Origin of the sequence: Arthrobacter sp. StoSoilB5 (assembly GCF_019977235.1) — a bacterium.
Classification (GTDB): Bacteria; Actinomycetota; Actinomycetes; order Actinomycetales; family Micrococcaceae; genus Arthrobacter.
Genome location: NZ_AP024646.1, coordinates 1709295 through 1731018 on the forward strand (window position 1 = coordinate 1709295; position 21724 = coordinate 1731018).

A 21724-nucleotide genomic window follows, 5' to 3' on the forward strand; every position below is an offset into this window, starting at 1 on the left:
TGCCCCGGACGTGCCCAGGACCTGCCCCAGGGAGATGCCTTGCTGCGGTCAGTTCTTACGGAATGCGGACATTGGCCCGGAAGAGGCCTGGATCCGGTGCCGGGCAGCGCCGCGGTACCTATGCTGAAAGCGTGACCACGCAATCGGCATCATCAGCGGCAGAGCCCGGTAATCGCCGCATTCTTCTCGTCGAAGACGAGCAGACCATCGCTGATGTTGTTCGCGACTATCTCCTGCGGGCCGGATTCCAGGTGGACGTGGCAGGCGACGGCTTCACGGCGCTTAAACTAGCCGCAACGCGCCACCCTGACCTGGTGATCCTGGACCGCATGCTGCCCGGACTGGACGGAGTGGAAGTGTGCCGGCGGCTCAGGCAAAGCATGAGCGTGCCGGTCATTATGGTCACTGCCTTGGGAACCGAAGATGACCGGATCCTGGGTTTGGAGATGGGCGCGGACGATTATGTTACCAAGCCGTTTTCGCCGCGGGAGCTTGTCCTTCGCGTCAAATCCGTGCTGCGCCGCAGCGTCAAGGAATTCTCCCCTGAACCACCGGTGGAACTGGCAGGCTTTGAACTTGATCCCGCATCCCGGACCGTCACTCATCTGGGAACCCCGCTGACGTTGACGGTGCGCGAGTTCGATCTGCTGGCCTTCTTGCTGCGCAGGCCAAACCAGGTCTTCAGCCGCGAAGAACTCATCAAGGCAGTCTGGGGCTGGGACTTTGGCGACCTTTCCACAGTGACAGTCCATGTGCGTCGCCTCCGCGAGAAGATCGAGGACAATCCCACCAAACCAGAGCTGCTCAAGACCGTTTGGGGCGTTGGCTACAGGTTCGATGCCAAAGGGGATGGCCATGCAGGGCACTGAGCTGGCGACCATCCTTGCCTGGGTGTTCTTGTGGGCAGTGATCATCGGTGCCATCACGCTGGGGCTGCTGCGTGTCCTTCGCCGTGCCTCGGTGCTGGCCCAGATCTGCCTGGTTGTAGTGGCTACAGTGGCAGTCCTCGTGGCAGGCATGGTCAGCGCTTTCAATGCCATGTTCATTTCTGCCAGGGACCTTGAGGTCATGTGGTACATCCTGGCGACGGCGTCGGCTGTAGCAGTGGCCCTCTCGCTCGTGCTTGGAGCCGGCGTGTCCCGGAATGCGGCGCGCCTTGTGGGAGCGGCCAGAAGGCTCGGTCGGGGCGAAACGCTGGACCATAGCAGTACCGATGGAATGCGGGCCGGGCCTGCGATGACCTCTGAACTCGCGGAGCTGGCCCAGGAACTGGAAGCCAGCAGCCGCAACCTGGCGGAATCGCGCGAACGGGAGGCAGCCATTGAAACTGCGCGGCGCGAACTCGTATCGTGGATTTCCCACGACCTCCGCACTCCGCTGGCCAGCATGCGTGCCATGACCGAAGCCCTCGAGGACGGCATGGTCGCCGATATCCCGGAGTACTACCGGAAAATCATCGGGCAGACGGAGCAAATGACTGCCATGGTCAACGATCTCCTGGAGCTGTCCAAGATCCAGGCCGGAAGCCTGCGCTTGCGCGCCGAACCACTGGATGTCTATGACCTTGTCAGTGATGCGCTGTCGGACCTGGCGCCGCTTGCAGCGCAACGCGGCATCACGCTCACCGGCGGCGGAGACCGCGAATGCATGGCAGTAGCCGACGGACCCAGCGTGGCCCGGGCTCTCCGGAACGTCCTCCTCAACGCGATCATTTACAGCAAGCCGGATACCGACGTACTTATCAGCGTTGGAAGAAACAACGGAAACACCGTGGTCGCCGTGCAAGACCATTGCGGGGGCATCCCCGCGGAGGACCTGCCCCATCTGTTCGAAACCGGGTGGCAGAAGGACCCCTCGAGAGGCAGTTCCGCGGGACCGCAGGGAAGCTACAGCGGGGCAGGAATCGGACTGAGCATGGTGGCAGGCATCGTAAAAGCGCACGGGGGAGATGTGACCGTGGAAAACGTCGACGGCGGGTGCCGCTTTGCGCTGTCGCTTCCTGCGGGCTCCCTTCCGGCAGTTTCCCCTCAGGAAGGCGCAGGTTCCCCTCCGGAAGGCCATGGAGCCCATAAGCCTGCTTCTGCCGCGGATCGCCAAGGAGGCGCAGCATGAGAAGGCCTGGATTCTGGGCAGCGGTTGCCGGATTGGGCGCCGGAGCAGCGGGCATTGCCGCAGGCGAGCTGAGCGCGGGCTTCCTCAGTCCCCTCGTCTCTCCAGTGACCGCACTGGGCGGTGCAGTTATCGATTCCGTGCCTCCCGGAGTGAAGGATCTCGCCGTGCAGCTCTTCGGAACTGCGGACAAGATCGTACTGGTCGCTACCATCGTGATTGTGGCCGGGGTCCTGGCCGCCCTGGCAGGGTTCCTGGAGCGCCGGCAAACAGGACTCGGACTTGTCCTCGCGGGCCTGGCCGGTGCTGCCGGCCTGACCGCCGTCCTGACCCGGGCCCAAACAACACCGCAGGCCGCCATCGCCCCCATCGTGGCCGCCGTCGTCACCATGCTGCTGCTCCGCATGCTGATTCGCCGGCTGGGCACCTGGGTACCGCCCGGAACACCGCCACTACTGCCCGAAACTGCCCCTCTCGCAAGGCGGAGCTTCCTGAACGCGCTCGCGGTCACCTCGCTCGCGGCGGCAGTCGGTGGAGCGGTCACCGCTGTCCTGACGCGGGCGACAGCCGTGGCATCAGGTTTTCGAGGCGCGTTGACGCTTCCGGAGCCAGCAACCTCGCAGCAGGCCATTCCGGCCGGCGCATCGCTGCCACTGGAAGGCATCAGCCCTTTGGTCACCCCCAACACCGACTTCTACCGGATCGACACTGCTTTGACGGTGCCGGCCATCGACCCTCCGGCATGGAAATTGAAAGTGACCGGAATGGTGGACCGCGAGATCGAACTCGACTTCGCGACGCTCCTCACCAAGCCCATGACGGAACGGCACATCACTATCGCGTGCGTGTCCAATGGAGTCGGCGGCGAACTCATCGGAAATGCACTCTGGCTCGGCTGGCCTGTGCGCGAGCTCCTGGCCATGGCGGGCCCCAAGCCCGGGGCGGACATGGTGCTGTCCACCAGCAATGACGGATGGACAGCAAGTACGCCCCTGGAAGCGCTCACAGATGACCGCGATGCCCTCCTGGCTGTCGGGATGAATGGCGAGCCATTGCCCTTGGAACATGGATTCCCAGTGCGGATGATCGTGCCGGGCCTTTACGGCTTCGTCTCAGCAACAAAATGGCTCACCGAACTCAAGGTCACCCGTTTTGCCGACGACACCGCGTACTGGACTCCCCGCGGCTGGAGTGACCATGGCCCCATCAAGACGCAATCCCGTATCGATGTTCCGCGCAGTGGCCGGACGGTGAAAGCGGGGAAAGTTCAGTTCGGAGGTGTGGCCTGGGCCCAGCATCGTGGCGTGGACCACGTGGAACTCCGCGTCAACCGTGGTCCTTGGAAGCAGGCGATGCTCGCACCAGGAATATCCACGGACACTTGGTACCAGTGGCAGCTCGGCCTTGATCTCACACCCGGCGACTATGAAGTCCAAGTGCGTGCAACTGACTCTTCGGGCAAACCACAGACCGAAGACCGGGCCCCGGTGGCTCCCGACGGCGCCACCGGCTACCACACCATCAATGTGAAGGTCACTTAAGGCCCTACTCTGGGTACGTCCGGATAATCTCCAGACCACACAGCGTGACCACACAGGAGGATGTCCTTGCCCAGATCCGTTGCCGCCCACCGCGACGCCGTAGTGGAGCTACTGAGCCGTCCGGCCGCGACCATGGCGACTGAACAGCTGCCGCTGCTGGAAGCGTTGGGCAAGGTGCTCGCCGTCGACCTCCTCGCGCCACTTTCCCTGCCGCCGTTTGCCAACTCCCAAATGGACGGCTTTGCCGTCAACTCCACTGACATTCCCGACGGCGGTGCGAAGCTACGTGTGGCGGCACCTGTTCCGGCGGGGGCGGCTCCGGACGCGTTGAAGCCCGGCTTCGCCGTGCCCATCATGACCGGTGCCATGATTCCAGAGGGTGCCGACGCCGTTGTTCCCATTGAGCTTGCGGTTCCCAGCACGTTCCCAAATCCTGAGGCCACGGACGTTGAGGTTGAAGTCCCCGCGACTACTCCCGGCACTTACGTCCGCAACGCCGGCAGCGACATCAAGGAAGGTGACCTGGCCCTGCCCGCGGGGACATATTTGGGGCCAGCGCAGCTCGGCTTGTTGGCGGCGCTGGGGCTGACCGCCGTCGAAGTCCGCAAGCCATGGCGCGTCCTGCTGGTCACCACGGGCGATGAAGTCCTCGCACCGGGCCAGAACCTGGCACCCGGCAAGATCTATGACTCCAACGGCACGCTCCTGGAAGCATCCATGCGTCAAGCGGGCCTCAACGTAGTGAGAAGCGGAATCTCCGATGACGATCCCGCCCGTTTGCTCGCAGTACTTCACAGCCACGTGGGAAGTGAGGACGGCAAACACGGTGTGGACCTGATCGTGACCACCGGCGGCGTCAGCAAAGGTGCCTACGAGGTAGTCCGCCAAGCCATGGCGGACCAGCACGTGGATTTCCTGCCGGTGGCCATGCAGCCCGGAGGCCCTCAAGGAATAGGCCGCTTTGAAGGTGTTCCGTTCCTCGGCTTTCCCGGCAACCCTGTCAGCTGCCTCGTCTCCTTCGAAATGTTCCTGCGACCCGCGCTTTCGGTGATCCACGGCGTCCCTGCACCTCGGCCCGTACAGAGGGCGCGCTTGGCTGAACCCCTGCGCTCACCCGAAGGGAAGCATCAAGTCCGCCGTGGCACCCTGTTGCCCGACGGCTCTGTCCGGATGGAGGGTGGTGCCGGAAGCCACCTCGTGCACGCCTTGGCGCGCTCGAACGCCCTGGTGCAGATCCCCAGCGACGTCACGGAACTCGCGGAGGGAAGTGAAGTGGAAGTATGGATGCTGTGAATGAAACTCCCACGAACACTTCCGGCAGCGCAGGCGGGCTGACCCATCTCCGGCAAGACGGCACTGCCCAAATGGTGGACGTCTCCGAGAAAGCAATTACCACCCGTGAGGCCACTGCCACCGCCACTGTGCGCAGCACTGCCGAAGTCCTGTCTCTCCTCGGCGCCGGCGAACTCCCCAAGGGCGACGCGCTCGCCGTGGCGCGGGTGGCTGGGATTATGGCCGCTAAGAAAACACCCGAACTGATCCCTTTGTGCCACCCGTTGCCCATTTCCAAGGTCACCGTGGATTTCAAGCTGGGAACCGACTCGATCGAAGTACTAGCTACGGTGAAGACGCGTGGTGTCACCGGCGTCGAAATGGAAGCGCTCACCGCTGCGTCCGTAGCGGCCCTGAGCGTCTACGACATGATCAAGGCCGTGGACAAGCACGCAGTACTGACAGACATCCAGGTGCTGGCCAAGAGCGGTGGTAAGAGCGGGGATTGGAAACACACTGCCTGGAACCAGGGCAGCGCGGCGCCGGAAGGAGCCCAAGCATGAGTGCGTGCGAACCAAACGCCCACGGGCCGCGGAAGGCCGGCGTCGTTATCGCTTCCACCCGTGCGGCAGCGGGAATCTACGCGGACGAAACCGGCCCCGTCATCCTGGATTGGCTGAAGGAACACGGCTTTGACGCCTTCCCCACCATGGTGGTGCCCGATGGCGAGCCCGTTGGCGCTGCTTTGAGGGCGCTCCTGACGCAGCAGCCCGCCGTCGTCATCACCAGTGGCGGAACGGGCCTGAGCGCGGATGACAGGACGCCGGAAGTAACATTGCCCCTGCTGGACCGTGAGATCCCGGGCATTATGGAGGGCATTCGCCGGGCTGGCGCCGCAAAGACACCCATGGCCATGCTGAGCCGCGGCCATGCCGGAGCAGCAGGAAAGACCTTCATCATTAACTTGCCCGGTTCCCCGAAGGGCGTCATGGATGGCTTGGCTGTCCTGGATCCGGTGATCGGGCACCTCGTCGATCAATTGGAAGGAAGCCATGGGCACTGAAACAGACTTCGAAGTTGTTAGCGCTGTCCTTAGCGCCGAGCCCATCTCCGTGGAGCAGGCAATTGCGGCAGTCGAGTCTGACACCGCCGGTGCGGTGGTCAGCTTCAGCGGCGTCGTACGCAACCACGATTCCGGCAAGCCCGTGGACCGCCTCAGTTACAGCGCCCACCCCACAGCGCACCGGATCATGTCGGACGTGGTTGCGGAGCTGGTGGCTGAGCACTCAGGTGAAGCGCAGCAACCAGTCAGGATCTGGGCCGCACACAGGATCGGGATGCTGGAGATCGGGGATCCCGCGCTGGTGTGTGCCGTAGCGGCCGCCCACCGGGGTCAGGCGTTTGCCGTTTGTGCCGAACTCGTGGACCGCGTCAAAGCCCAGGTGCCCATCTGGAAGGAACAGTTCTTCAGCGACGGCACAGTGGAATGGGTCGGGGCGGGGGAGTAGACGGGAACGGCCCGGGGGAGTAGGCGCGGAGTCACGGTTCCTGCCGGTACCCGGCCCGGCGGTAGGGTTAAAGGCATGACCGAACAACTTGCTGTTGCAGTGCTGGGCGCTTACGGGCGCATGGGAATTGAAGCCGTAAAGGCTGTTGAAGCAGCCGACGATATGAAGCTGGTGGCGGCTCTTGGTCGCGGCGATTCCCTGCAGGCATTGCTGGACACAGGTGCCAAGTACGTTGTGGACTTGACTGTTCCGGACACCACCGAGACCAACGTGCGCTTCGCCGTCGAGCACGGCATCCATGCTGTGGTCGGAACAACCGGGTGGGATGCGCAGCGCCTTGAATCCTTGCGCGCGCTCCTGGAACAGAATCCGGAAACCGGCGTCCTTATCGCCCCGAACTTTGCCCTCGGATCCGTGCTGGCATCCGCCTTCGCGGCCAAGGCTTCACAGTATTTCGAGTCTGTGGAGATCATCGAACTTCACCACCCGAACAAAGTGGACGCACCTTCGGGCACGGCCGTCCGCACTGCGCAGTTGATTGCGGAGGCTCGCCAGGAAGCGGGGGTGCCTGCAAGTCCTGACGCCACGCAAACGTCCTTGGACGGAGCCCGGGGCTGCGATGTTGAGGGTGTACGCGTCCACAGCGTGCGTCTCCGAGGGCTGGTTGCGCACCAGGAGGTGCTCTTTGGTGGTCCCGGAGAACAGCTGACGCTGCGCCATGACTCCTTCGACCGGGCCTCATTCATGCCTGGTGTCCTGCTCGGGCTGCGCAAAGTCGCGGACCATCCCGGCCTGACTGTGGGCCTGGACGGCTACCTGGACCTGGGGCTTTAGGGCCATGGGATCTCTGTGGGCTGCAGTGAAGAAAAACCGCACCAAGATCTGGGTTGGTGCCATCACCTTGCTGTTGGTGCTGTATCTGGTGGTGTCCCTCCAGCGATCCATCCTGTTGCTTGGTGATCCCAACCTGGTGGCGAAGGGCATCGGCGCCGCCTACCTTGTCCTGCCTGTGATTGGCGCTTGGGCACTCATTCGCGAGCTGTTGTTTGGGGCACGTACCGAACAGATGGCCAAGGTTCTGGAGGCCGAGGGTGGCCTGCCGGTGGACACCTTGCCGCGCACGCCCGGTGGTCGGATTGTCCGTGCTGCCGCTGACGCCGAGTTCGAAAAGTACCGGGCGGAGGCCGAGGCAGCACCCGGGGATTGGCGTTCCTGGTTCCGTTTGAGCTGCGCCTACGACGCCTCCGGCGATCGCAAACGTGCCCGCGCTTCAATGCGCGACGCCGTGAAGCTCTTCCGCTCTCAGCCCACGGCTGCCGGGCGGTAGCTGCCCAGCCTCGACGCCTGGTGGGCCACCCACTCCAGTGGACCCCGCCGCCGGAAGAGGGCAAAGCACACGCCGATGCCTACTGCAGCAAGGGCCTGCGTCCAATACATTCCTTCGTCAGTCCACCCGGCCGGCAGTGGTTTGTTGTGGAAACCGGATACCACCCACGCGTGGGTTGAATACAACGTGAGGGTCATGGCGCCCGGACCACTGAGGAATATGAGGAAGTTGACTTTGATGCGTTCGGCCAGGGTGCCGAGCATCAGGAACAAACCCACGACGGCGGCAGCCACGCCGCCGGTATGAAGCAGGTCCAGGGTGGTGCCGGCATGTGGTGCCGCGCTTGCCAGCCACCACCACGAATCCACCTGCTGCAACCCGGTGAGGTTTACCTGGAGCATGCTTTCCAGTGGGTATCCCCGCGTTCCGGGCAGTGCTTCCAGTGCGGCGCGGCCGCCCCATAACTCCATGGCCAGGGTTCCCAGGATTTTTGCCAACGCCGCCACGGCGGATCCACCGGTGAACAGCAGCAACTGGATCTTCGGCGTCGTGAGCGCCAAACGGCCGATCGCCAGTCCGATCAGCAGGTAAGCGATCCACTGGAACACGGGGTAGTACCCCGTGAAGAACAAGTCGGCGATGAGGCGTCCCGGCGTTTGAAGGTCCTCGGTGTTCGGGTTGTGTCCCAACTGCAAGGGCGGGTTCGCGTCGAGCAGCCAGGGCCGGACGAGGTAGGCCAGCAGGGGAGCCACCAATATCCAGCCGAGCGCCCACACCAAGAGGGCTTTCAACCGCAACCCCAGGAAGGGCAGGATGCACACGAACAAGACGGCGTAGTGCACCAGGATGATCGCTATGTTGACGTCCAGGCCTCCAAGCGCAAGGCCGACGACGGCAATCACCAAGGCACGCATCGCAACACCGCTTCTCGCTGCCCAGAGGTCCATGCCGTGGCGCGGCTCTTGTTTCCCGGTGGTGAGTGCCAATCCAATTCCCGCCAGGACTGCGAACAGTGCAGCGGACCTGCCCGAGAAAACCAGTCCCACCCAGGTAGGTTCCCATTGGGGGGAGGGGCCGAACGTCGGCATCAGATGGGTGGCCATCATTCCCAGCAAGGCCAGGCCGCGGGCGGCATCTATGCCCGTAAGGCGGGTGGAGACTTTGCCTCCCCGGGGCACCTTCCGGGCTGGCGCCGTCTCTTGCGAAGTCATGCTGCGATCGTCTCACAAGCTGCTTTAGTCCGGCTGTGAAGCGGACTGCAAGCAGCCTTCGCGGACGGATGCCTCATAGCGGAAGTGATTCAATGAGGCGACCGAGCGGCGGGGGTGCCTGTCCTGCCGGCAGTGCGTCGACGAGCAGGGATGCGTAGCGGATTTTGTTACCACTGCGTCCCCCGAAGAACCGGCGCAGTTGCGCCGATGTCGGCTTATCGCGTAGTGAGGGCTGCCGTTGGAGGAGTCGGAATGAGGCAAGCTCTCCTTGGGCCGCAATCACGTTGAGCACGGCATCGATCCCAAGGCAGCGGATGAGTTCGTCCTCCAGGTCCGCATGGCAAACGTGGAAGCCGTTCTCAGACAAGGAACCGGACCCTATGCCTGCCCGGCTGAGTGCGCGGGCAATGCCATGTGCTTCGCCTGCATCACAAAGTCCGAGTATCCGGTGGTCCGAGCCGTTCGGGCCGAAGCGGTCCAGGAACCGGACGATGTTGGTTGCCCCTCCCATCGGCGCCACCGAGACGCGCTCAGCCATCAGGTCATGGCCAAGGCGAACGGCCAGTGTTTCCACCGCAAGCCGGTCACTTTCGCCCTCAACCAAAACAGTCGTCACCCGCATGGAACCAGTATGTAGGACGCGCGGTGCTGGCTCACAGGCCTTGTCTTCGAATATATGTTCGAATAGCATGGCTGCATGAACGATGCTCCAAAGCCGCCGGAAGGCCTCGCCGGACCCATGAAGGCGATGAGCCCGGGTGTGGTCGATTTCCTTTTCAGGCAACTCGTGGCAGGTGAACCGCCGGAGGACGTCCAGTGGCAGCGCGAGGGCACGGTCCTGGTCGAGCAGGCGCCAGGTGCTGAGCTTGCGCGGCGTTTGGCTGAAACCGACCTTGAAGCCCTCACGCCAAGGGAGCTCTTCGACTACGTTCGCGCTTCCCAGCGCTTGGTTGCCTGGGCGGAACAGCTGAAGGAAAAAGCAGTGGCGCAGTATTGCTCGGAGGGTACGGCTCGGGCGCCCAAGCACGCGTAGTCGGCAACCCCGATGACGACCATCACGCGGAACCCATTCCCGGAACATGGCCGTGACAAGGTAACGTTTTTCTTATGTCTGACTCCCGCGCCCACATTCCCGCACTTGGTACCCTGCTGACCGCCATGGTCACCCCGTTCACCGAGGATGGCAAGGTCGACTACGACCAAGCTGCGGCACTGGCCGAGAAGCTTGTCCAGGACGGTTGCGACGGACTCGTGGTTACCGGTACCACTGGAGAGACCTCAACCCTTACTGACGAAGAAAACCTCGGCATGTTCCGCGCGGTCAAAGAGGCCGTGGGTGGCAAAGCCGCCATCATCGCCGGAACCGGTACCAACGACACCGCGCACTCGGTGCATCTTTCCCAGCGCGCGGCCCAGATTGGCATCGACGGCCTCCTGATTGTCACCCCTTATTACAACAAGCCCAGCCAGGCCGGCGTTCGGGCACACTTTGAGACGATCGCGTCCTCCACGGACTTGCCGGTCATGCTGTATGACATCCCGGGCCGCTCGTCCATTGCCATCGCTCCCGAGACCATGATCGGGCTTGCGAAGCACCCGAACATCGTGGCCGTCAAGGATGCCAAAGCGGACTTCGCAGCGGCCACCCGCGTCATGGCGGAGACTGATTTGGTGTTTTACTCCGGCGATGACGGCCTCACCCTGCAGTGGATGGCCCTCGGAGCCGTAGGCCTCGTAGGCGTGACCACCCACGTCGCCACCCGGCGTTTCCGTGAACTCATTGACGCCGTGAATGCCAATGACCTTGCCAAGGCGCGGGCCATCAACTTTGAACTGGAACCCGTGGTGCGTGCAACCATGACCCGGGTCCAAGGCGCGGTAGCCGCCAAGCAGATTCTCAAGTGGCAGGGAGTCCTGCCCAACTCGGTTGTCCGTTTGCCCCTCGTGGAGCCGGACGAGGCCGAGATCCAAACCATCCGCGGGGATTTGGCGGAAGCCGGAATGGACTTCAACGTCTAGGACGGTTCCGCCGGAAAGAAGCACAATATGACCCAAACAGCCCTTCCTGGACTGGTTACTCCGCCGAAACTGCCGAAAGGCACACTGCGGATTGTTCCGCTAGGTGGACTGGGGGAGATAGGCCGCAACATGGCGGTCTTCGAAATCGACGGCAAGTTGCTGATCGTTGACTGCGGCGTACTTTTTCCCGAGGAAACGCAGCCGGGCGTTGATTTGATCCTTCCCGATTTCTCTTACATTGAGGACCGGCTGCAGGATGTTGTTGGCGTAGTGCTCACGCACGGCCATGAAGACCACATCGGTGCTGTTCCCTATCTGCTGCGCCTCAAAGCCGATATCCCCCTGATCGGCTCGCAGTTGACGCTGGCTTTGGTGGAGGCGAAGCTCCAGGAGCATCGGATCAAGCCGTACACGCTGACTGTTACCGAGGGCCAGGTGGAACAGTTCGGCCCGTTCGAGTGCGAATTCGTCGCTGTGAACCACTCGATCCCGGACGCCTTGGCAGTCTTCATCCGCACCGAAGGTGGCACCGTCCTCCACACGGGCGACTTCAAGATGGACCAACTGCCCTTGGACGGCCGCATCACCGACCTCCGTCACTTCGCCCGCTTGGGTGAAGAAGGCGTGGACCTCTTCATGGCCGACTCCACCAATGCCGACGTTCCGGGGTTCACCACCGCCGAGAAGGAAATCGGACCCACCCTTGATCGACTGTTCGGACAGGCGAAGAAGCGCATCATCGTGGCTTCCTTCTCTTCCCACGTCCACCGTGTCCAGCAGGTTCTCGATGCCGCAGCCAAGCACGGCCGCAACGTTGCCTTCGTAGGCCGCTCGATGGTTCGGAACATGGCCATCGCGGCCAAACTGGGGTACCTGGACGTACCCAACGGGATCCTGGTGGATATCAAGAACATTGACAACCTCCCCGATGACCGGGTGGTCCTCATGTCCACGGGCTCCCAGGGCGAGCCCATGGCGGCATTGTCACGCATGGCCAACGGCGACCACCGCGTGGTTGTTGGCCAAGGCGACACCGTGATCCTTGCCTCCAGCCTCATTCCAGGCAACGAGAATGCAGTGTTCCGCATCATCAACGGCTTGCTGAAGCTCGGCGCCGATGTCATCCACAAGGGAACGGCCAAGGTTCACGTTTCCGGGCACGCAGCTGCCGGTGAGTTGCTGTATTGCTACAACATCCTTGAGCCCCTCAATGCGATGCCTGTTCACGGTGAAACGCGGCACCTGATTGCCAACGGAAATATCGCGGAGGAATCCGGTGTGCCCTCCGATGGCATCATCCTCAGCGACAACGGCACTGTCATTGACCTGAAGGACCACAAGGCAAACATCGTGGGCCAGGTGGAGGTCGGCTTTGTTTATGTGGACGGTTCCAGCGTTGGTGAAATCACCGACGCTGACCTAAAGGACCGGCGCATCCTGGGCGACGAAGGCTTCATCTCCATCATCACGGTCATCAACCGGACCACGGGCAAGATTGTCTCCGGACCGGAAATCCATGCACGTGGCGTAGCGGAGGACGACTCCGTCTTCGACGAAATCATCCCCAAGATCAACGCCGCATTGGAAGAAGCCGTGCTCAACCATGCCGACCACACCAACCACCAGCTGCAGCAGGTGGTGCGCAGGATCATCGGAACGTGGGTGAACCGGAAGCTCCGCCGCCGTCCCATGATCATCCCGGTGGTCCTGGAAGCGTAGTCCACCGGCAACATGCATCCTGGGGGCCGGAAATCCGCTGATTTCGGGCCCCCTTGGGGTAGCGTGGCAACCATGGCGACCCGTACTTCCTCCACGCCACGAGGCAGCTCCAGCAGTAAATCCGGCGGCACAGGCCGGGGCGCAGCTGCATCCAAAAGCAGCGCCTCCACTCCCAGGAACGGTCGGGGCAGCACTGCCCGTACCAAGCAGTCGGCCGCCGTCGAGCCCCATGCCCCACTTCCCCTGCGCATGCTGGCAGGTGCCTGGCAGGGTATTGGCCACGTCGTTGGCGCAGGAGTCCGCCGGATCGGATACGACGTCAGCGACCTCGATCCCGCCGATCGCCGCGACGGTGCAGCCCTGTTCAATCTCGTGCTGGGCATCGCCATTGCCACCTTCGCCTGGTGGGGCCTGACAGGGTGGCTGCCAGATGCCGTCTACAGCGTAGTCAATGGCACTTTCGGCTGGATATCGCTCGTTTTGCCCTTCATGCTTTTCATCTGCGCTTTCCGCCTCTTCCGCAAACCGCAGGATGGCCGCGGCAATAACCGCGTTGGCATCGGCTTCATGATCATGACTTTCGCTGGTTCCGGCCTGGCCCACATCATTGGCGGACAGCCCACCGTGGCTGATGGCTTCGACGGGCTGCGCAGGGCGGGTGGAATGCTGGGCTTCCTTGCAGCGTCTCCGCTTGCTGCCATTCATGCCGCGGTTCCTGTGATCGTGTACAGCGTGCTGGCTTTCGTGTCGGTGCTGATCGTTACCGCAACGCCGTTTGGGGCGATTCCTTCGCGGATCCGCTCCGCCTATGAGCATCTTATGGGCGTGGACCTCATGGACGCCGAGTCCGGCAAGGATGCCCACGATCGCAGCTACCTTTATGAAAACGGGGCCGTTGCAAAGCCTAAGAAGAAGCGGATGCGCTTCTTCGGCAAGGATGAGGATCCCGACGCCGGTTTGGAAGGTTACGTCGGTGACGAGGCCTTTGAGCACGCAATAGTCGACGACGACGAAACCCCCAAGGCGTCTGTGCCCCGCGTTCCGCCGGGCGTACGCCGCCCCACCCAAGCGGAGATAGCGGTCGGCAAGATCAAGGCCGCCCAGGGTTTGGGCGCCAGCCCCGGAATCGACAACCCCACAGAGGCAATTCCCGTCCTTACGCCGGAGATGACTGCGCCCACGGTGGCGCAGGTTCCGGCGAGGCCCGCTACGCCTCCGCCGCCGCCCACGCCGATCCCGCAGCGGACTGAACAGCTGTCCTTGGCTGGGGACGTCACTTATACCCTGCCTGCCTCGGACTTCCTCACGCCCGGCTCCATACCGAAGGAGCGCACGGAAGCGAACGACGCCGTCGTGGCCGCCCTGACAGACACGCTGACGCAGTTCAACGTCGACGCCGCGGTGACCGGCTTCAGCCGCGGCCCAACAGTGACACGCTATGAAATCGAACTGTCTCCCGGCACGAAGGTGGAGCGCGTAACGGCGCTGTCCAAGAACATCTCGTATGCGGTGGCATCCAGCGATGTCCGCATCCTGAGCCCGATTCCCGGCAAGTCGGCCATCGGCATCGAGATCCCCAACACGGACCGCGAAACGGTGTCCCTGGGCGATGTCCTGCGGAGCCAGAACGCCCGGCGCACGGACCACCCCATGGTGATGGGTGTTGGCAAGGACGTCGAGGGCGGCTACGTCGTGGCAAACCTTGCCAAGATGCCCCACTTGCTGGTTGCTGGTGCTACCGGTGCCGGTAAGTCGAGCTTCGTGAACTCCATGATCACCTCGATTCTGATGCGCGCCACTCCGGACGAAGTACGGATGGTCATGGTGGACCCCAAGCGTGTGGAACTCACCGCTTACGAAGGCGTCCCGCACCTGATCACGCCCATCATCACTAACCCCAAGAAAGCCGCCGAGGCCTTGCAGTGGGTGGTCCGTGAAATGGACGCCCGCTACGACGACCTCGCCAACTACGGCTACAAGCACATCGACGACTTCAACAAGGCGGTCAGGGCAGGCAAGGTTACGCCTCCGGTTGATTCCAAGCGCATCATCAAGCCATATCCGTACTTGCTGGTGATAGTGGACGAGCTCGCCGACCTCATGATGGTGGCCCCGCGCGACGTCGAAGATTCGATCGTCCGCATCACGCAGCTCGCCCGTGCCGCCGGCATCCACCTGGTACTGGCAACGCAGCGACCATCCGTTGACGTCGTCACCGGCCTCATCAAAGCCAACGTGCCCTCCCGCATGGCATTCGCCACCTCGTCCGTCACGGACTCCCGCGTTGTGCTCGACCAGCCGGGCGCCGAGAAGCTCATCGGACAAGGTGACGCCTTGTTCCTGCCCATGGGTGCGTCCAAGGCGATGCGTGTCCAGGGTGCCTGGGTGACCGAATCTGAAATCCATAAGGTTGTGGAACACGTCAAAGGCCAGCTGCAGGCCGTGTACCGGGACGACGTCGCCGCCGAGGCCCCCAAGAAACAGATCGACGACGACATCGGGGACGATCTCGAGGTGCTGTTGCAGGCCACCGAACTCGTTGTCACCACGCAGTTCGGTTCAACCTCGATGCTCCAGCGCAAGCTCCGTGTGGGCTTCGCCAAGGCCGGTCGCCTCATGGACCTCCTTGAGTCCCGCGGAGTCGTGGGTCCCTCGGAGGGTTCCAAGGCACGCGACGTCCTGGTCAAGCCCGACGACCTCGCAGCTGTCCTGGCGGCCATGAAGGGGCAGGAATCGCCGGCCGCGCCCGACGCACACACGGCGGCCCTGAGCGATAACGCGAACTCAAATATCGCCGTCGGCGGTTATGCCGAAGACCTCGTGGCGGCGGACCTCGAAAACAGGACGCAGGCTGTTGTGTATTACGACGGCGCCGACGCTCCGGATGACGAGGATGAGGGCGGCGAGGACGCGTGGTCCCTCACCGGGCGGTAGCTTCAAATGACGGTCGCCTCTAAAGTCGGTCGCTTCAGAGACGGTAGCCTAGAGGAGTGACTACAGCCGAGGGTGACAACGCCACTTCCAGCAGCTCCGACGTCTGGAACCTCCCCAACATCCTCACGATGCTCCGCATCGTCCTGGTTCCGTTTTTTGTCTGGTTCATGGTGGCCGATGACAACCAGCACGGCCTTTGGCGATGGGCGGCCGTTGTGGCCTTCGCCGTAGCGATCTACACGGACAAGCTCGACGGCGACATCGCCCGCGCGCGTGGCCTCATCACCAACTTCGGCAAGATCGCGGACCCCATCGCGGACAAGCTGCTCATCGGTTCAGCCCTGGTGCTCTTATCGATCCTCGGGGAACTGCCCTGGTGGGTGACTATCCTCATCCTGGTCCGTGAGTGGGGCATCACGGCACTGCGGTTCTTTGTGATCCGCTACGGAGTCATGCCGGCTTCACGCGGCGGAAAGCTGAAGACAGTCATCCAGACGGTGGCCATCTTCCTATACATCCTGCCGCTCGAGGCGATCGCACCGTGGCTGGTTATGGTGGCCTTCTGGGTCATGATGGCCGCCCTCGCCATCACGCTGTGGACCGGAGTGGAATACGTCGTCCAGGCGCTCAGGCTTCGTGCCGCTGGCCGCCGCGCATGAGCCTTCCCGCAGACGCTGCCAAAGCGTCAGAACTGGCGACGGCGGCAGTCGCCCTGGCGCTCGGCAAGAGCCTTACCGTGGCTACGGCCGAGTCACTGACCGCAGGAATGGTGGCGGCCAGCCTTGCCAACACGCCCGGTGCGTCCGGAATGCTGCAGGGCGGCGTGATTGCTTACCAGAATTCCGTGAAAACCAACATGCTCGGCGTTCCTACCGACCTCATTGCCGCTGTTGGATCAGTGGATGGGGGAGTAGCTGCGGCCATGGCCGAGGGCGCCAGGCGGGCCTGTTTGGCCGACGTCGGAATTTCCACTACCGGCGTCGCTGGGCCGGAGCCCCACGACGGCAAAGCTGTAGGAACCGTGTTCGTTGGCGTCGCGACCCTTATGGGCAGCAATGCGTTTGAATTCACCTTTTCGGGGGACAGGCAGAGTATCAGGCAACAAGCCTGCGAGGCCGCGCTGGAGCGTCTGCTTGAAGCACTGGGAGGGGTTGGTTACCGTTCGTAAAGTAGCCGGGAACAAAAACTCATTGCCAATAGTTGTGTCATTGTGTCGCTTCGGAACAGCCGGGGCGCCTAGGATGTAGGAAACCACACCGGTCCGCCAGCCAGCGAACCGGATGAACGAGGGAGCAAGGCGATACAGATGGTAAAGCAGCCCGTATCCGTAAACGGCGTTGTCCGCTGGAAGGATGTGGGCTTGGCTGATCAGGCACAGAGCGAACAGAAGGAGCGCAAAATGGTTGTACTACGCCACGAAATCGGTGATGTACTGCGCGATGTCCGCCAGCGTCAGGGCCGTACCCTCCGCGAGGTCTCGCACAGCGCCCGCGTCTCACTTGGATACCTGAGTGAGGTTGAACGCGGCCAAAAGGAGGCTTCTTCCGAGCTCCTGTCCTCTATCTGCACCGCCCTGGACGTCCCGTTGTCCAGCATGCTCCGCGAAGTCAGCGACCGCGTGGCCGTTGCGGAGGGCGTAGCTGTTCCGGACACCGTTCCGCAGGAATTCTCCCAGCGCTACGGTCGCGACCTTGACCTTACCGACGACTTCCCGCAGGGCATGCTCTCCGGAGCCCGGTAAAGGGTCACACCAGGAATTATTATCAAGAAAGGTCCCCAGCCTGTGGCTGGGGACCTTTCGCGTGCGTGATGCTATGTGGACAAAAGCCGGCCTCGCAGTGGCGTCAGTCTTCAGAGGGATCGGCGGTGTCCCCGGATTCCGGATCCTTCAGCGTGGAGTCCTTGAGGATACTTTCGCCGTAGACGGCATTGAGTCGGCCCATGTAGTCGGCCAGGGTTTGGACATCCTCCAGCGGCCACTCACCGAGTCGCTCGCGGAACACCTGCCGTCGGGCGTCCTGGACCTGATGCATCTTCTCTTCGCCTTTTTCCGTCAGACGAATCGATTGAGCCCTGCCGTCCTGTGGATCTGCTTCTTTGTAGACCAAGCCGATGCTCTCCAGGAATGCGATCTGGCGGCTCACCGAGGGCTTGCCGACTCCGATGCACGAGGCGAGGTCTGTCAAGCGGATGGGGCCTTCGCGGCGGATGATTGTCAGCAGCCCATAGGCAGCGGGCTCCATGTCGGGGTGGACCTGGCGCGACAACTGGTGCGAGATTGAACGGGCGCGGCGCCAGAGCAGACTCAGCTGGTGTTCCACCTGCTGAAGGGCGTCGTCTACGGCGTCGCCTGGCACGGCCGCAGGAGGCGTGCTCTGGAGAGGATTGCTCATGGCAACCATTCTAGAGTCCGGGGCCGTGAGAGACTCTATCCGTGAGGGCAAGTGACTTCTGGCGTTTGATGGACGATGAATTCGGGGCGGGCTATTCCCGGGTCCTGGCCAATTCCCTGGTGCTCGCCGGGGTGGGAGGACGGACTGCCGTGGAGGCGCTGGCTGCTGGCTACCAGCCACGCGAGGTCTGGCTGGCAATGTGCGAAGTCCAGGATGTCCCTCCGGAACGCAGGCTAGGCAGGGATATCAAGCCTGCAGCCAGCTAAGCCCGGCCACGTTTAGCCGAGGACTTCCAGCTCCCTGGCGGTGACACGCCGCTCCATTGTTCGAATATCTGTTCGGATGGGGATATGCTCCTGTGAGAGGAAAATTGATCCTGGAGGACGCGTTCCAAAGGCAATCGGAGGGCATGGTTATCCACATAGCCCACGTCGGCTTCAAAAAATGTCAGGGAGCCGTAATAGCGTCTGACATGACAGGAAAGCGGCCATTCAGGCCACTCCACAGCGAGAAAGCATCAGAGGTGTGAACCATGGCGGCAACCCCGGATCGTGAGAAGGCGCTCGAAGCAGCGCTTGCCCAGATCGACAAGCAGTTCGGCAAAGGCTCCATCATGCGTTTGGGTGATGACACCCGCGCCCCGATCGAAGTCATTCCTACCGGATCCATTGCGCTGGATGTCGCCCTTGGCATTGGCGGCCTGCCCCGTGGCCGCGTCGTTGAGATCTACGGCCCGGAATCCTCTGGTAAGACCACCGTGGCCCTGCACGCTGTAGCAAATGCGCAGCGCAACGGTGGCATCGCGGCGTTCATTGACGCTGAGCACGCCCTTGATCCCGACTACGCCGCCAAGCTTGGGGTGGACACGGACGCCCTGCTCGTGTCCCAGCCGGACACGGGTGAGCAGGCTCTCGAAATCATGGACATGCTGGTAGGCTCCGGCTCCCTCGACGTCATTGTCATTGACTCTGTGGCAGCCTTGGTTCCGCGTGCTGAAATTGAGGGCGAGATGGGCGATTCGCACGTCGGCCTCCAGGCGCGGCTCATGAGCCAGGCCCTGCGAAAGATCACCGGTCGCCTGAGTCAGACCAAGACCACCGCCATCTTCATCAACCAGTTGCGTGAGAAGATCGGTGTCTTCTTTGGATCGCCGGAAACCACCACCGGTGGTAAGGCCCTGAAGTTCTACGCGTCAGTCCGCATCGACGTCCGCCGCATTCAGACGCTGAAGGAAGGTGCCGACTCCGTCGGTAACCGAACCAAGGCAAAGATCGTCAAGAACAAGATGGCGCCCCCCTTCAAAATTGCTGAATTCGACATCATCTACGGCCAGGGCATCTCCCGTGAGGGAGGGATCATTGACATGGGCGTCGAGCACGGCATCATCAAGAAGTCCGGCTCGTGGTTCACGTACGACGGCGATCAGCTGGGCCAAGGTATGGAAAACTCACGGCGCTTCCTGCGGGACAACCCGGAGCTGGCTCAGGAACTCGAGCGCCTCATCAAGGAAAAGCTTGGCGTGGGTGTGAAGCCGGAGGCAGATTCTCCGAAGCTGAAGGCCGTTGACGGCTAGAACCGGGCCGGACCCGGAGTCTTCCGTCTCCGGGGATCCGGAGCCTGATCCCGAATCCGTGGCTCGCGCCATCGTCCTGCGGCAACTGACGATGGCGCCACGGAGTCGGCTGCAACTGTCCCGCAAGCTGGCCGAACGGAATGTTCCCCAGGACGTTGCGGAGGCTGTGTTGGACCGCTTCGAGGAAGTCCAGCTCATTGATGACGCCGAGTTTGCCAGAATGTGGGTGCGCAGCCGGTCCCAAAGCCGGAAATTGGCCAAGGGCGCTCTTCGCCGTGAACTGACGGAGAAGGGTATTGAGTTGGATGACGCCGAGGAAGCGCTCTCGCAGCTCAGCGATGAGGATGAGGAAACCGCCGCCCGCGAGCTTGTTGAGCGTAAGTTGAGGCCAGGCATCGATCTCTCGGACCGCGCAGAACGTGACAAGTACACGCGCCGGTTGGCATCAATGCTGGCCCGGAAAGGCTATGCGCCCTCCATGGCCTTTCGGATCGTCGGTGAGGTACTTGCCCAAGCCGGTACCCTTGAGTAGTGAGTTTGACCATTCCTTCCCCCTCAGCAGAAACCACGCCTTCAGCATCAGCATTGGCAGCCAATGCTGATGCCCAAGTGACGAATGCGCCTGCGCCGTTGGAACCGAGGACGTATCAGGTCCGGACGTTCGGTTGCCAGATGAACGTCCACGACTCCGAGCGCATGGCCGGCCTCCTTGAGGACGCCGGTTACGTGCCAGCGGAAGGCGAAGTGGCGGACATCGTGGTCTTCAATACGTGCGCCGTTCGGGAGAATGCCGATAACAAGCTCTACGGAAACCTGGGCCAGCTGCGGCAGGTCAAGGCAGCCAACCCCGGCATGCAGATTGCTGTTGGCGGCTGCCTTGCCCAGAAGGACCGGGAAACCATCGTCAAGAAGGCCCCTTGGGTTGACGCTGTGTTTGGCACCCATAACGTGGGAGCGCTTCCGGCTTTGCTGAAGCGGGCACGGCACAACAACGAGGCCCAACTCGAAATCCTCGAATCGCTGGACGTCTTCCCCTCCACCCTTCCCACCAAACGTGACTCCGTCTATTCGGGCTGGGTCTCCATTTCAGTAGGGTGCAACAACACCTGCACGTTCTGCATCGTGCCCTCCCTTCGCGGCAAGGAGAAGGACCGTCGTCCCGGGGAAATCCTGGCGGAAATACAGGCCTTGGTGGATGACGGCGCGGTGGAAGTCACGTTGCTGGGCCAGAACGTCAACTCTTACGGCGTGGAGTTCGGTGACCGCCAGGCCTTCTCGAAGCTCCTGCGTGCATGTGGGGAAATTGAAGGCCTGGAGCGCGTGCGCTTCACCAGTCCGCACCCTGCGGCATTCACGGACGACGTCATTGATGCCATGGCCGAGACCCCCAACGTGATGCCCCAGCTGCATATGCCCTTGCAGTCGGGCTCGGACAAGGTCCTCAAGGACATGCGTCGCTCGTACCGCTCCAGCAAGTTCCTGGGCATCCTGGACAAGGTTCGTGATCGTATCCCCGATGCTGCCATCACTACAGACATCATTGTTGGCTTCCCGGGCGAGACCGAGGAAGATTTCCAGGCGACGCTTGACGTCGTGGAGAAGTCCCGGTTCGCCTCAGCCTTCACCTTCCAGTACTCCAAACGGCCTGGGACGCCAGCGGCCGAGCTACCCGAGCAGCTTCCCAAGGCAGTGGTCCAGGAGCGCTATGAACGGCTGACCGCTCTGCAGGACCGTATCGCCGCCGAGGAGAACGCCAAGCAACTGGGTCGCCGGGTGGAAATTCTGGTGACAGCACAGTCTGGCCGCAAAGCGGATGAAACGCACCGCTTGTCGGGGCGGTCCAAGGATCAGCGGCTCGTTCATTTCTCAGTACCTGCCGGAGCAGAAACCCCTCGGCCCGGGGACTTCGTCACCGTGACCATCACCGAGGCCGCTGCGTTCCACCTGGTCGCTGATCCTGCCGGCCCAGGGGATTACACGTTGCGGCGCTCACGCGCGGGTGACGCCTGGGATCGTTCCCAGGCAGATTCCTGTGGTGTTCCCACGCCGGGTGCGGCCTCGGGCAAGCGGGGCGTGTCGCTGGGCATGCCGTCGCTGCCTGTTCGCGGCGCCTGACTG

Annotated in this window: 23 protein-coding genes; 20 read left to right on the plus strand and 3 right to left on the minus strand. The window is 62.6% G+C overall.

The features are described from left to right. Window positions 1-131 precede the first annotated feature (131 nt). From LDN75_RS07775 to LDN75_RS07815, 9 genes are all read left to right on the plus strand, one after another. Window positions 132-869, plus strand: a complete 738-nt coding sequence (locus LDN75_RS07775; RefSeq protein WP_223936561.1) for a response regulator transcription factor — start codon at window positions 132-134, stop codon at window positions 867-869. Then, window positions 856-2112 (plus strand): HAMP domain-containing sensor histidine kinase, encoded by a 1257-nt coding sequence (locus LDN75_RS07780; protein WP_223936562.1) that lies wholly within the window; start codon window positions 856-858, stop codon window positions 2110-2112. Before LDN75_RS07775 ends, LDN75_RS07780 begins: the two co-directional genes overlap by 14 nt. Continuing rightward, window positions 2109-3650, plus strand: a complete 1542-nt coding sequence (locus LDN75_RS07785) for a molybdopterin-dependent oxidoreductase (protein ID WP_223936563.1) — start codon at window positions 2109-2111, stop codon at window positions 3648-3650. The genes LDN75_RS07780 and LDN75_RS07785 overlap by 4 nt, the downstream gene beginning before the upstream one ends. Window positions 3651-3710: 60 nt before the next feature. Further along, the gene (gene glp / locus LDN75_RS07790; RefSeq protein ID WP_223936564.1) at window positions 3711-4943 is read left to right on the plus strand and encodes a gephyrin-like molybdotransferase Glp; all 1233 of its coding nucleotides are present in this window, start codon (window positions 3711-3713) and stop codon (window positions 4941-4943) included. Next, window positions 4931-5485: a cyclic pyranopterin monophosphate synthase MoaC gene (gene moaC, locus LDN75_RS07795; protein ID WP_223936565.1), complete on the plus strand. Its 555-nt coding sequence runs from the start codon at window positions 4931-4933 to the stop codon at window positions 5483-5485. Before glp ends, moaC begins: the two co-directional genes overlap by 13 nt. Continuing rightward, window positions 5482-5985, plus strand: coding sequence for a MogA/MoaB family molybdenum cofactor biosynthesis protein (locus LDN75_RS07800; RefSeq protein WP_223936566.1), 504 nt, complete (start codon window positions 5482-5484; stop codon window positions 5983-5985). Before moaC ends, LDN75_RS07800 begins: the two co-directional genes overlap by 4 nt. Next, window positions 5975-6430, plus strand: a complete 456-nt coding sequence (locus tag LDN75_RS07805; protein ID WP_223936567.1) for a molybdenum cofactor biosynthesis protein MoaE — start codon at window positions 5975-5977, stop codon at window positions 6428-6430. The genes LDN75_RS07800 and LDN75_RS07805 overlap by 11 nt, the downstream gene beginning before the upstream one ends. A gap of 75 nt (window positions 6431-6505) precedes the next feature. Further along, window positions 6506-7264, plus strand: a complete 759-nt coding sequence (gene dapB, locus LDN75_RS07810) for a 4-hydroxy-tetrahydrodipicolinate reductase (RefSeq protein ID WP_223936568.1) — start codon at window positions 6506-6508, stop codon at window positions 7262-7264. A 4-nt stretch (window positions 7265-7268) separates the two neighbouring features. Further along, complete coding sequence (locus tag LDN75_RS07815) at window positions 7269-7757, plus strand: hypothetical protein (RefSeq protein WP_223936569.1); 489 nt, start codon at window positions 7269-7271, stop codon at window positions 7755-7757. Here the strand turns inward: LDN75_RS07815 and LDN75_RS07820 are convergent. Both LDN75_RS07820 and LDN75_RS07825 read right to left on the minus strand, forming a co-directional pair. Continuing rightward, on the minus strand, window positions 7733-8968 hold the full coding sequence (locus tag LDN75_RS07820; protein WP_223936570.1) for a heparan-alpha-glucosaminide N-acetyltransferase domain-containing protein: 1236 nt from the start codon (window positions 8966-8968) through the stop codon (window positions 7733-7735). The genes LDN75_RS07815 and LDN75_RS07820 overlap by 25 nt on opposite strands. A gap of 73 nt (window positions 8969-9041) precedes the next feature. Continuing rightward, window positions 9042-9590, minus strand: a complete 549-nt coding sequence (locus tag LDN75_RS07825) for a TOPRIM nucleotidyl transferase/hydrolase domain-containing protein (RefSeq protein ID WP_223936571.1) — start codon at window positions 9588-9590, stop codon at window positions 9042-9044. Between the two features lie 75 nt (window positions 9591-9665). Here LDN75_RS07825 and LDN75_RS07830 point away from each other — a divergent pair, with 75 nt between their 5' ends. From LDN75_RS07830 to LDN75_RS07860, 7 genes are all read left to right on the plus strand, one after another. Continuing rightward, window positions 9666-10001 (plus strand): hypothetical protein, encoded by a 336-nt coding sequence (locus tag LDN75_RS07830; protein ID WP_223936572.1) that lies wholly within the window; start codon window positions 9666-9668, stop codon window positions 9999-10001. A 74-nt stretch (window positions 10002-10075) separates the two neighbouring features. Continuing rightward, window positions 10076-10987, plus strand: coding sequence for a 4-hydroxy-tetrahydrodipicolinate synthase (dapA, locus tag LDN75_RS07835; protein ID WP_223936573.1), 912 nt, complete (start codon window positions 10076-10078; stop codon window positions 10985-10987). Between the two features lie 27 nt (window positions 10988-11014). Then, window positions 11015-12706 (plus strand): ribonuclease J, encoded by a 1692-nt coding sequence (locus LDN75_RS07840; protein WP_223936574.1) that lies wholly within the window; start codon window positions 11015-11017, stop codon window positions 12704-12706. A gap of 72 nt (window positions 12707-12778) precedes the next feature. Continuing rightward, entirely contained in the window at window positions 12779-15640 is a 2862-nt protein-coding gene (locus tag LDN75_RS07845) for a DNA translocase FtsK (protein ID WP_223936575.1), read from the plus strand. A gap of 56 nt (window positions 15641-15696) precedes the next feature. Next, window positions 15697-16299, plus strand: coding sequence for a CDP-diacylglycerol--glycerol-3-phosphate 3-phosphatidyltransferase (gene pgsA / locus LDN75_RS07850; protein WP_223936576.1), 603 nt, complete (start codon window positions 15697-15699; stop codon window positions 16297-16299). Further along, entirely contained in the window at window positions 16296-16808 is a 513-nt protein-coding gene (locus tag LDN75_RS07855; protein WP_223936577.1) for a CinA family protein, read from the plus strand. Before pgsA ends, LDN75_RS07855 begins: the two co-directional genes overlap by 4 nt. A 138-nt stretch (window positions 16809-16946) precedes the next feature. Beyond that, window positions 16947-17381, plus strand: a complete 435-nt coding sequence (locus LDN75_RS07860) for a helix-turn-helix transcriptional regulator (protein ID WP_223936578.1) — start codon at window positions 16947-16949, stop codon at window positions 17379-17381. A gap of 103 nt (window positions 17382-17484) precedes the next feature. Here the strand turns inward: LDN75_RS07860 and LDN75_RS07865 are convergent, their stop codons facing one another. Further along, window positions 17485-18042, minus strand: coding sequence for a MarR family transcriptional regulator (locus LDN75_RS07865; RefSeq protein ID WP_223936579.1), 558 nt, complete (start codon window positions 18040-18042; stop codon window positions 17485-17487). A gap of 59 nt (window positions 18043-18101) precedes the next feature. Here LDN75_RS07865 and LDN75_RS07870 point away from each other — a divergent pair, with 59 nt between their 5' ends. The 4 genes from LDN75_RS07870 (at window position 18102) to miaB (ending at window position 21721) form a co-directional block, all read left to right on the plus strand. After that, window positions 18102-18299, plus strand: coding sequence for a DUF3046 domain-containing protein (locus LDN75_RS07870; RefSeq protein WP_263422383.1), 198 nt, complete (start codon window positions 18102-18104; stop codon window positions 18297-18299). 266 nt (window positions 18300-18565) lie between these two features. Then, window positions 18566-19606: a recombinase RecA gene (gene recA / locus LDN75_RS07875; protein ID WP_223936581.1), complete on the plus strand. Its 1041-nt coding sequence runs from the start codon at window positions 18566-18568 to the stop codon at window positions 19604-19606. Beyond that, window positions 19596-20138: a regulatory protein RecX gene (locus LDN75_RS07880; RefSeq protein ID WP_223936582.1), complete on the plus strand. Its 543-nt coding sequence runs from the start codon at window positions 19596-19598 to the stop codon at window positions 20136-20138. Before recA ends, LDN75_RS07880 begins: the two co-directional genes overlap by 11 nt. Then, entirely contained in the window at window positions 20138-21721 is a 1584-nt protein-coding gene (gene miaB / locus LDN75_RS07885) for a tRNA (N6-isopentenyl adenosine(37)-C2)-methylthiotransferase MiaB (protein ID WP_223936583.1), read from the plus strand. The genes LDN75_RS07880 and miaB overlap by 1 nt, the downstream gene beginning before the upstream one ends. Window positions 21722-21724 lie beyond the last annotated feature (3 nt).

Bases quoted from the DNA above. Each gene is read 5' to 3' on its own strand.
- LDN75_RS07780 (WP_223936562.1), top strand. From the start codon at position 856: ATGCAGGGCACTGAGCTGGCGACCATCCTTGCCTGGGTGTTCTTGTGG.
- LDN75_RS07785 (WP_223936563.1), top strand. From the start codon at position 2,109: ATGAGAAGGCCTGGATTCTGGGCAGCGGTTGCCGGATTGGGCGCCGGA.
- glp (WP_223936564.1), top strand. From the start codon at position 3,711: ATGTCCTTGCCCAGATCCGTTGCCGCCCACCGCGACGCCGTAGTGGAG.
- moaC (WP_223936565.1), top strand. From the start codon at position 4,931: ATGGATGCTGTGAATGAAACTCCCACGAACACTTCCGGCAGCGCAGGC.
- LDN75_RS07800 (WP_223936566.1), top strand. From the start codon at position 5,482: ATGAGTGCGTGCGAACCAAACGCCCACGGGCCGCGGAAGGCCGGCGTC.
- LDN75_RS07805 (WP_223936567.1), top strand. From the start codon at position 5,975: ATGGGCACTGAAACAGACTTCGAAGTTGTTAGCGCTGTCCTTAGCGCC.
- dapB (WP_223936568.1), top strand. From the start codon at position 6,506: ATGACCGAACAACTTGCTGTTGCAGTGCTGGGCGCTTACGGGCGCATG.
- LDN75_RS07815 (WP_223936569.1), top strand. From the start codon at position 7,269: ATGGGATCTCTGTGGGCTGCAGTGAAGAAAAACCGCACCAAGATCTGG.
- LDN75_RS07820 (WP_223936570.1), bottom strand. From the start codon at position 8,968: ATGACTTCGCAAGAGACGGCGCCAGCCCGGAAGGTGCCCCGGGGAGGC.
- LDN75_RS07825 (WP_223936571.1), bottom strand. From the start codon at position 9,590: ATGCGGGTGACGACTGTTTTGGTTGAGGGCGAAAGTGACCGGCTTGCG.
- LDN75_RS07830 (WP_223936572.1), top strand. From the start codon at position 9,666: ATGAACGATGCTCCAAAGCCGCCGGAAGGCCTCGCCGGACCCATGAAG.
- dapA (WP_223936573.1), top strand. From the start codon at position 10,076: ATGTCTGACTCCCGCGCCCACATTCCCGCACTTGGTACCCTGCTGACC.
- LDN75_RS07840 (WP_223936574.1), top strand. From the start codon at position 11,015: ATGACCCAAACAGCCCTTCCTGGACTGGTTACTCCGCCGAAACTGCCG.
- LDN75_RS07845 (WP_223936575.1), top strand. From the start codon at position 12,779: ATGGCGACCCGTACTTCCTCCACGCCACGAGGCAGCTCCAGCAGTAAA.
- LDN75_RS07855 (WP_223936577.1), top strand. From the start codon at position 16,296: ATGAGCCTTCCCGCAGACGCTGCCAAAGCGTCAGAACTGGCGACGGCG.
- LDN75_RS07860 (WP_223936578.1), top strand. From the start codon at position 16,947: ATGGTAAAGCAGCCCGTATCCGTAAACGGCGTTGTCCGCTGGAAGGAT.
- LDN75_RS07865 (WP_223936579.1), bottom strand. From the start codon at position 18,042: ATGGTTGCCATGAGCAATCCTCTCCAGAGCACGCCTCCTGCGGCCGTG.
- LDN75_RS07870 (WP_263422383.1), top strand. From the start codon at position 18,102: ATGGACGATGAATTCGGGGCGGGCTATTCCCGGGTCCTGGCCAATTCC.
- recA (WP_223936581.1), top strand. From the start codon at position 18,566: ATGGCGGCAACCCCGGATCGTGAGAAGGCGCTCGAAGCAGCGCTTGCC.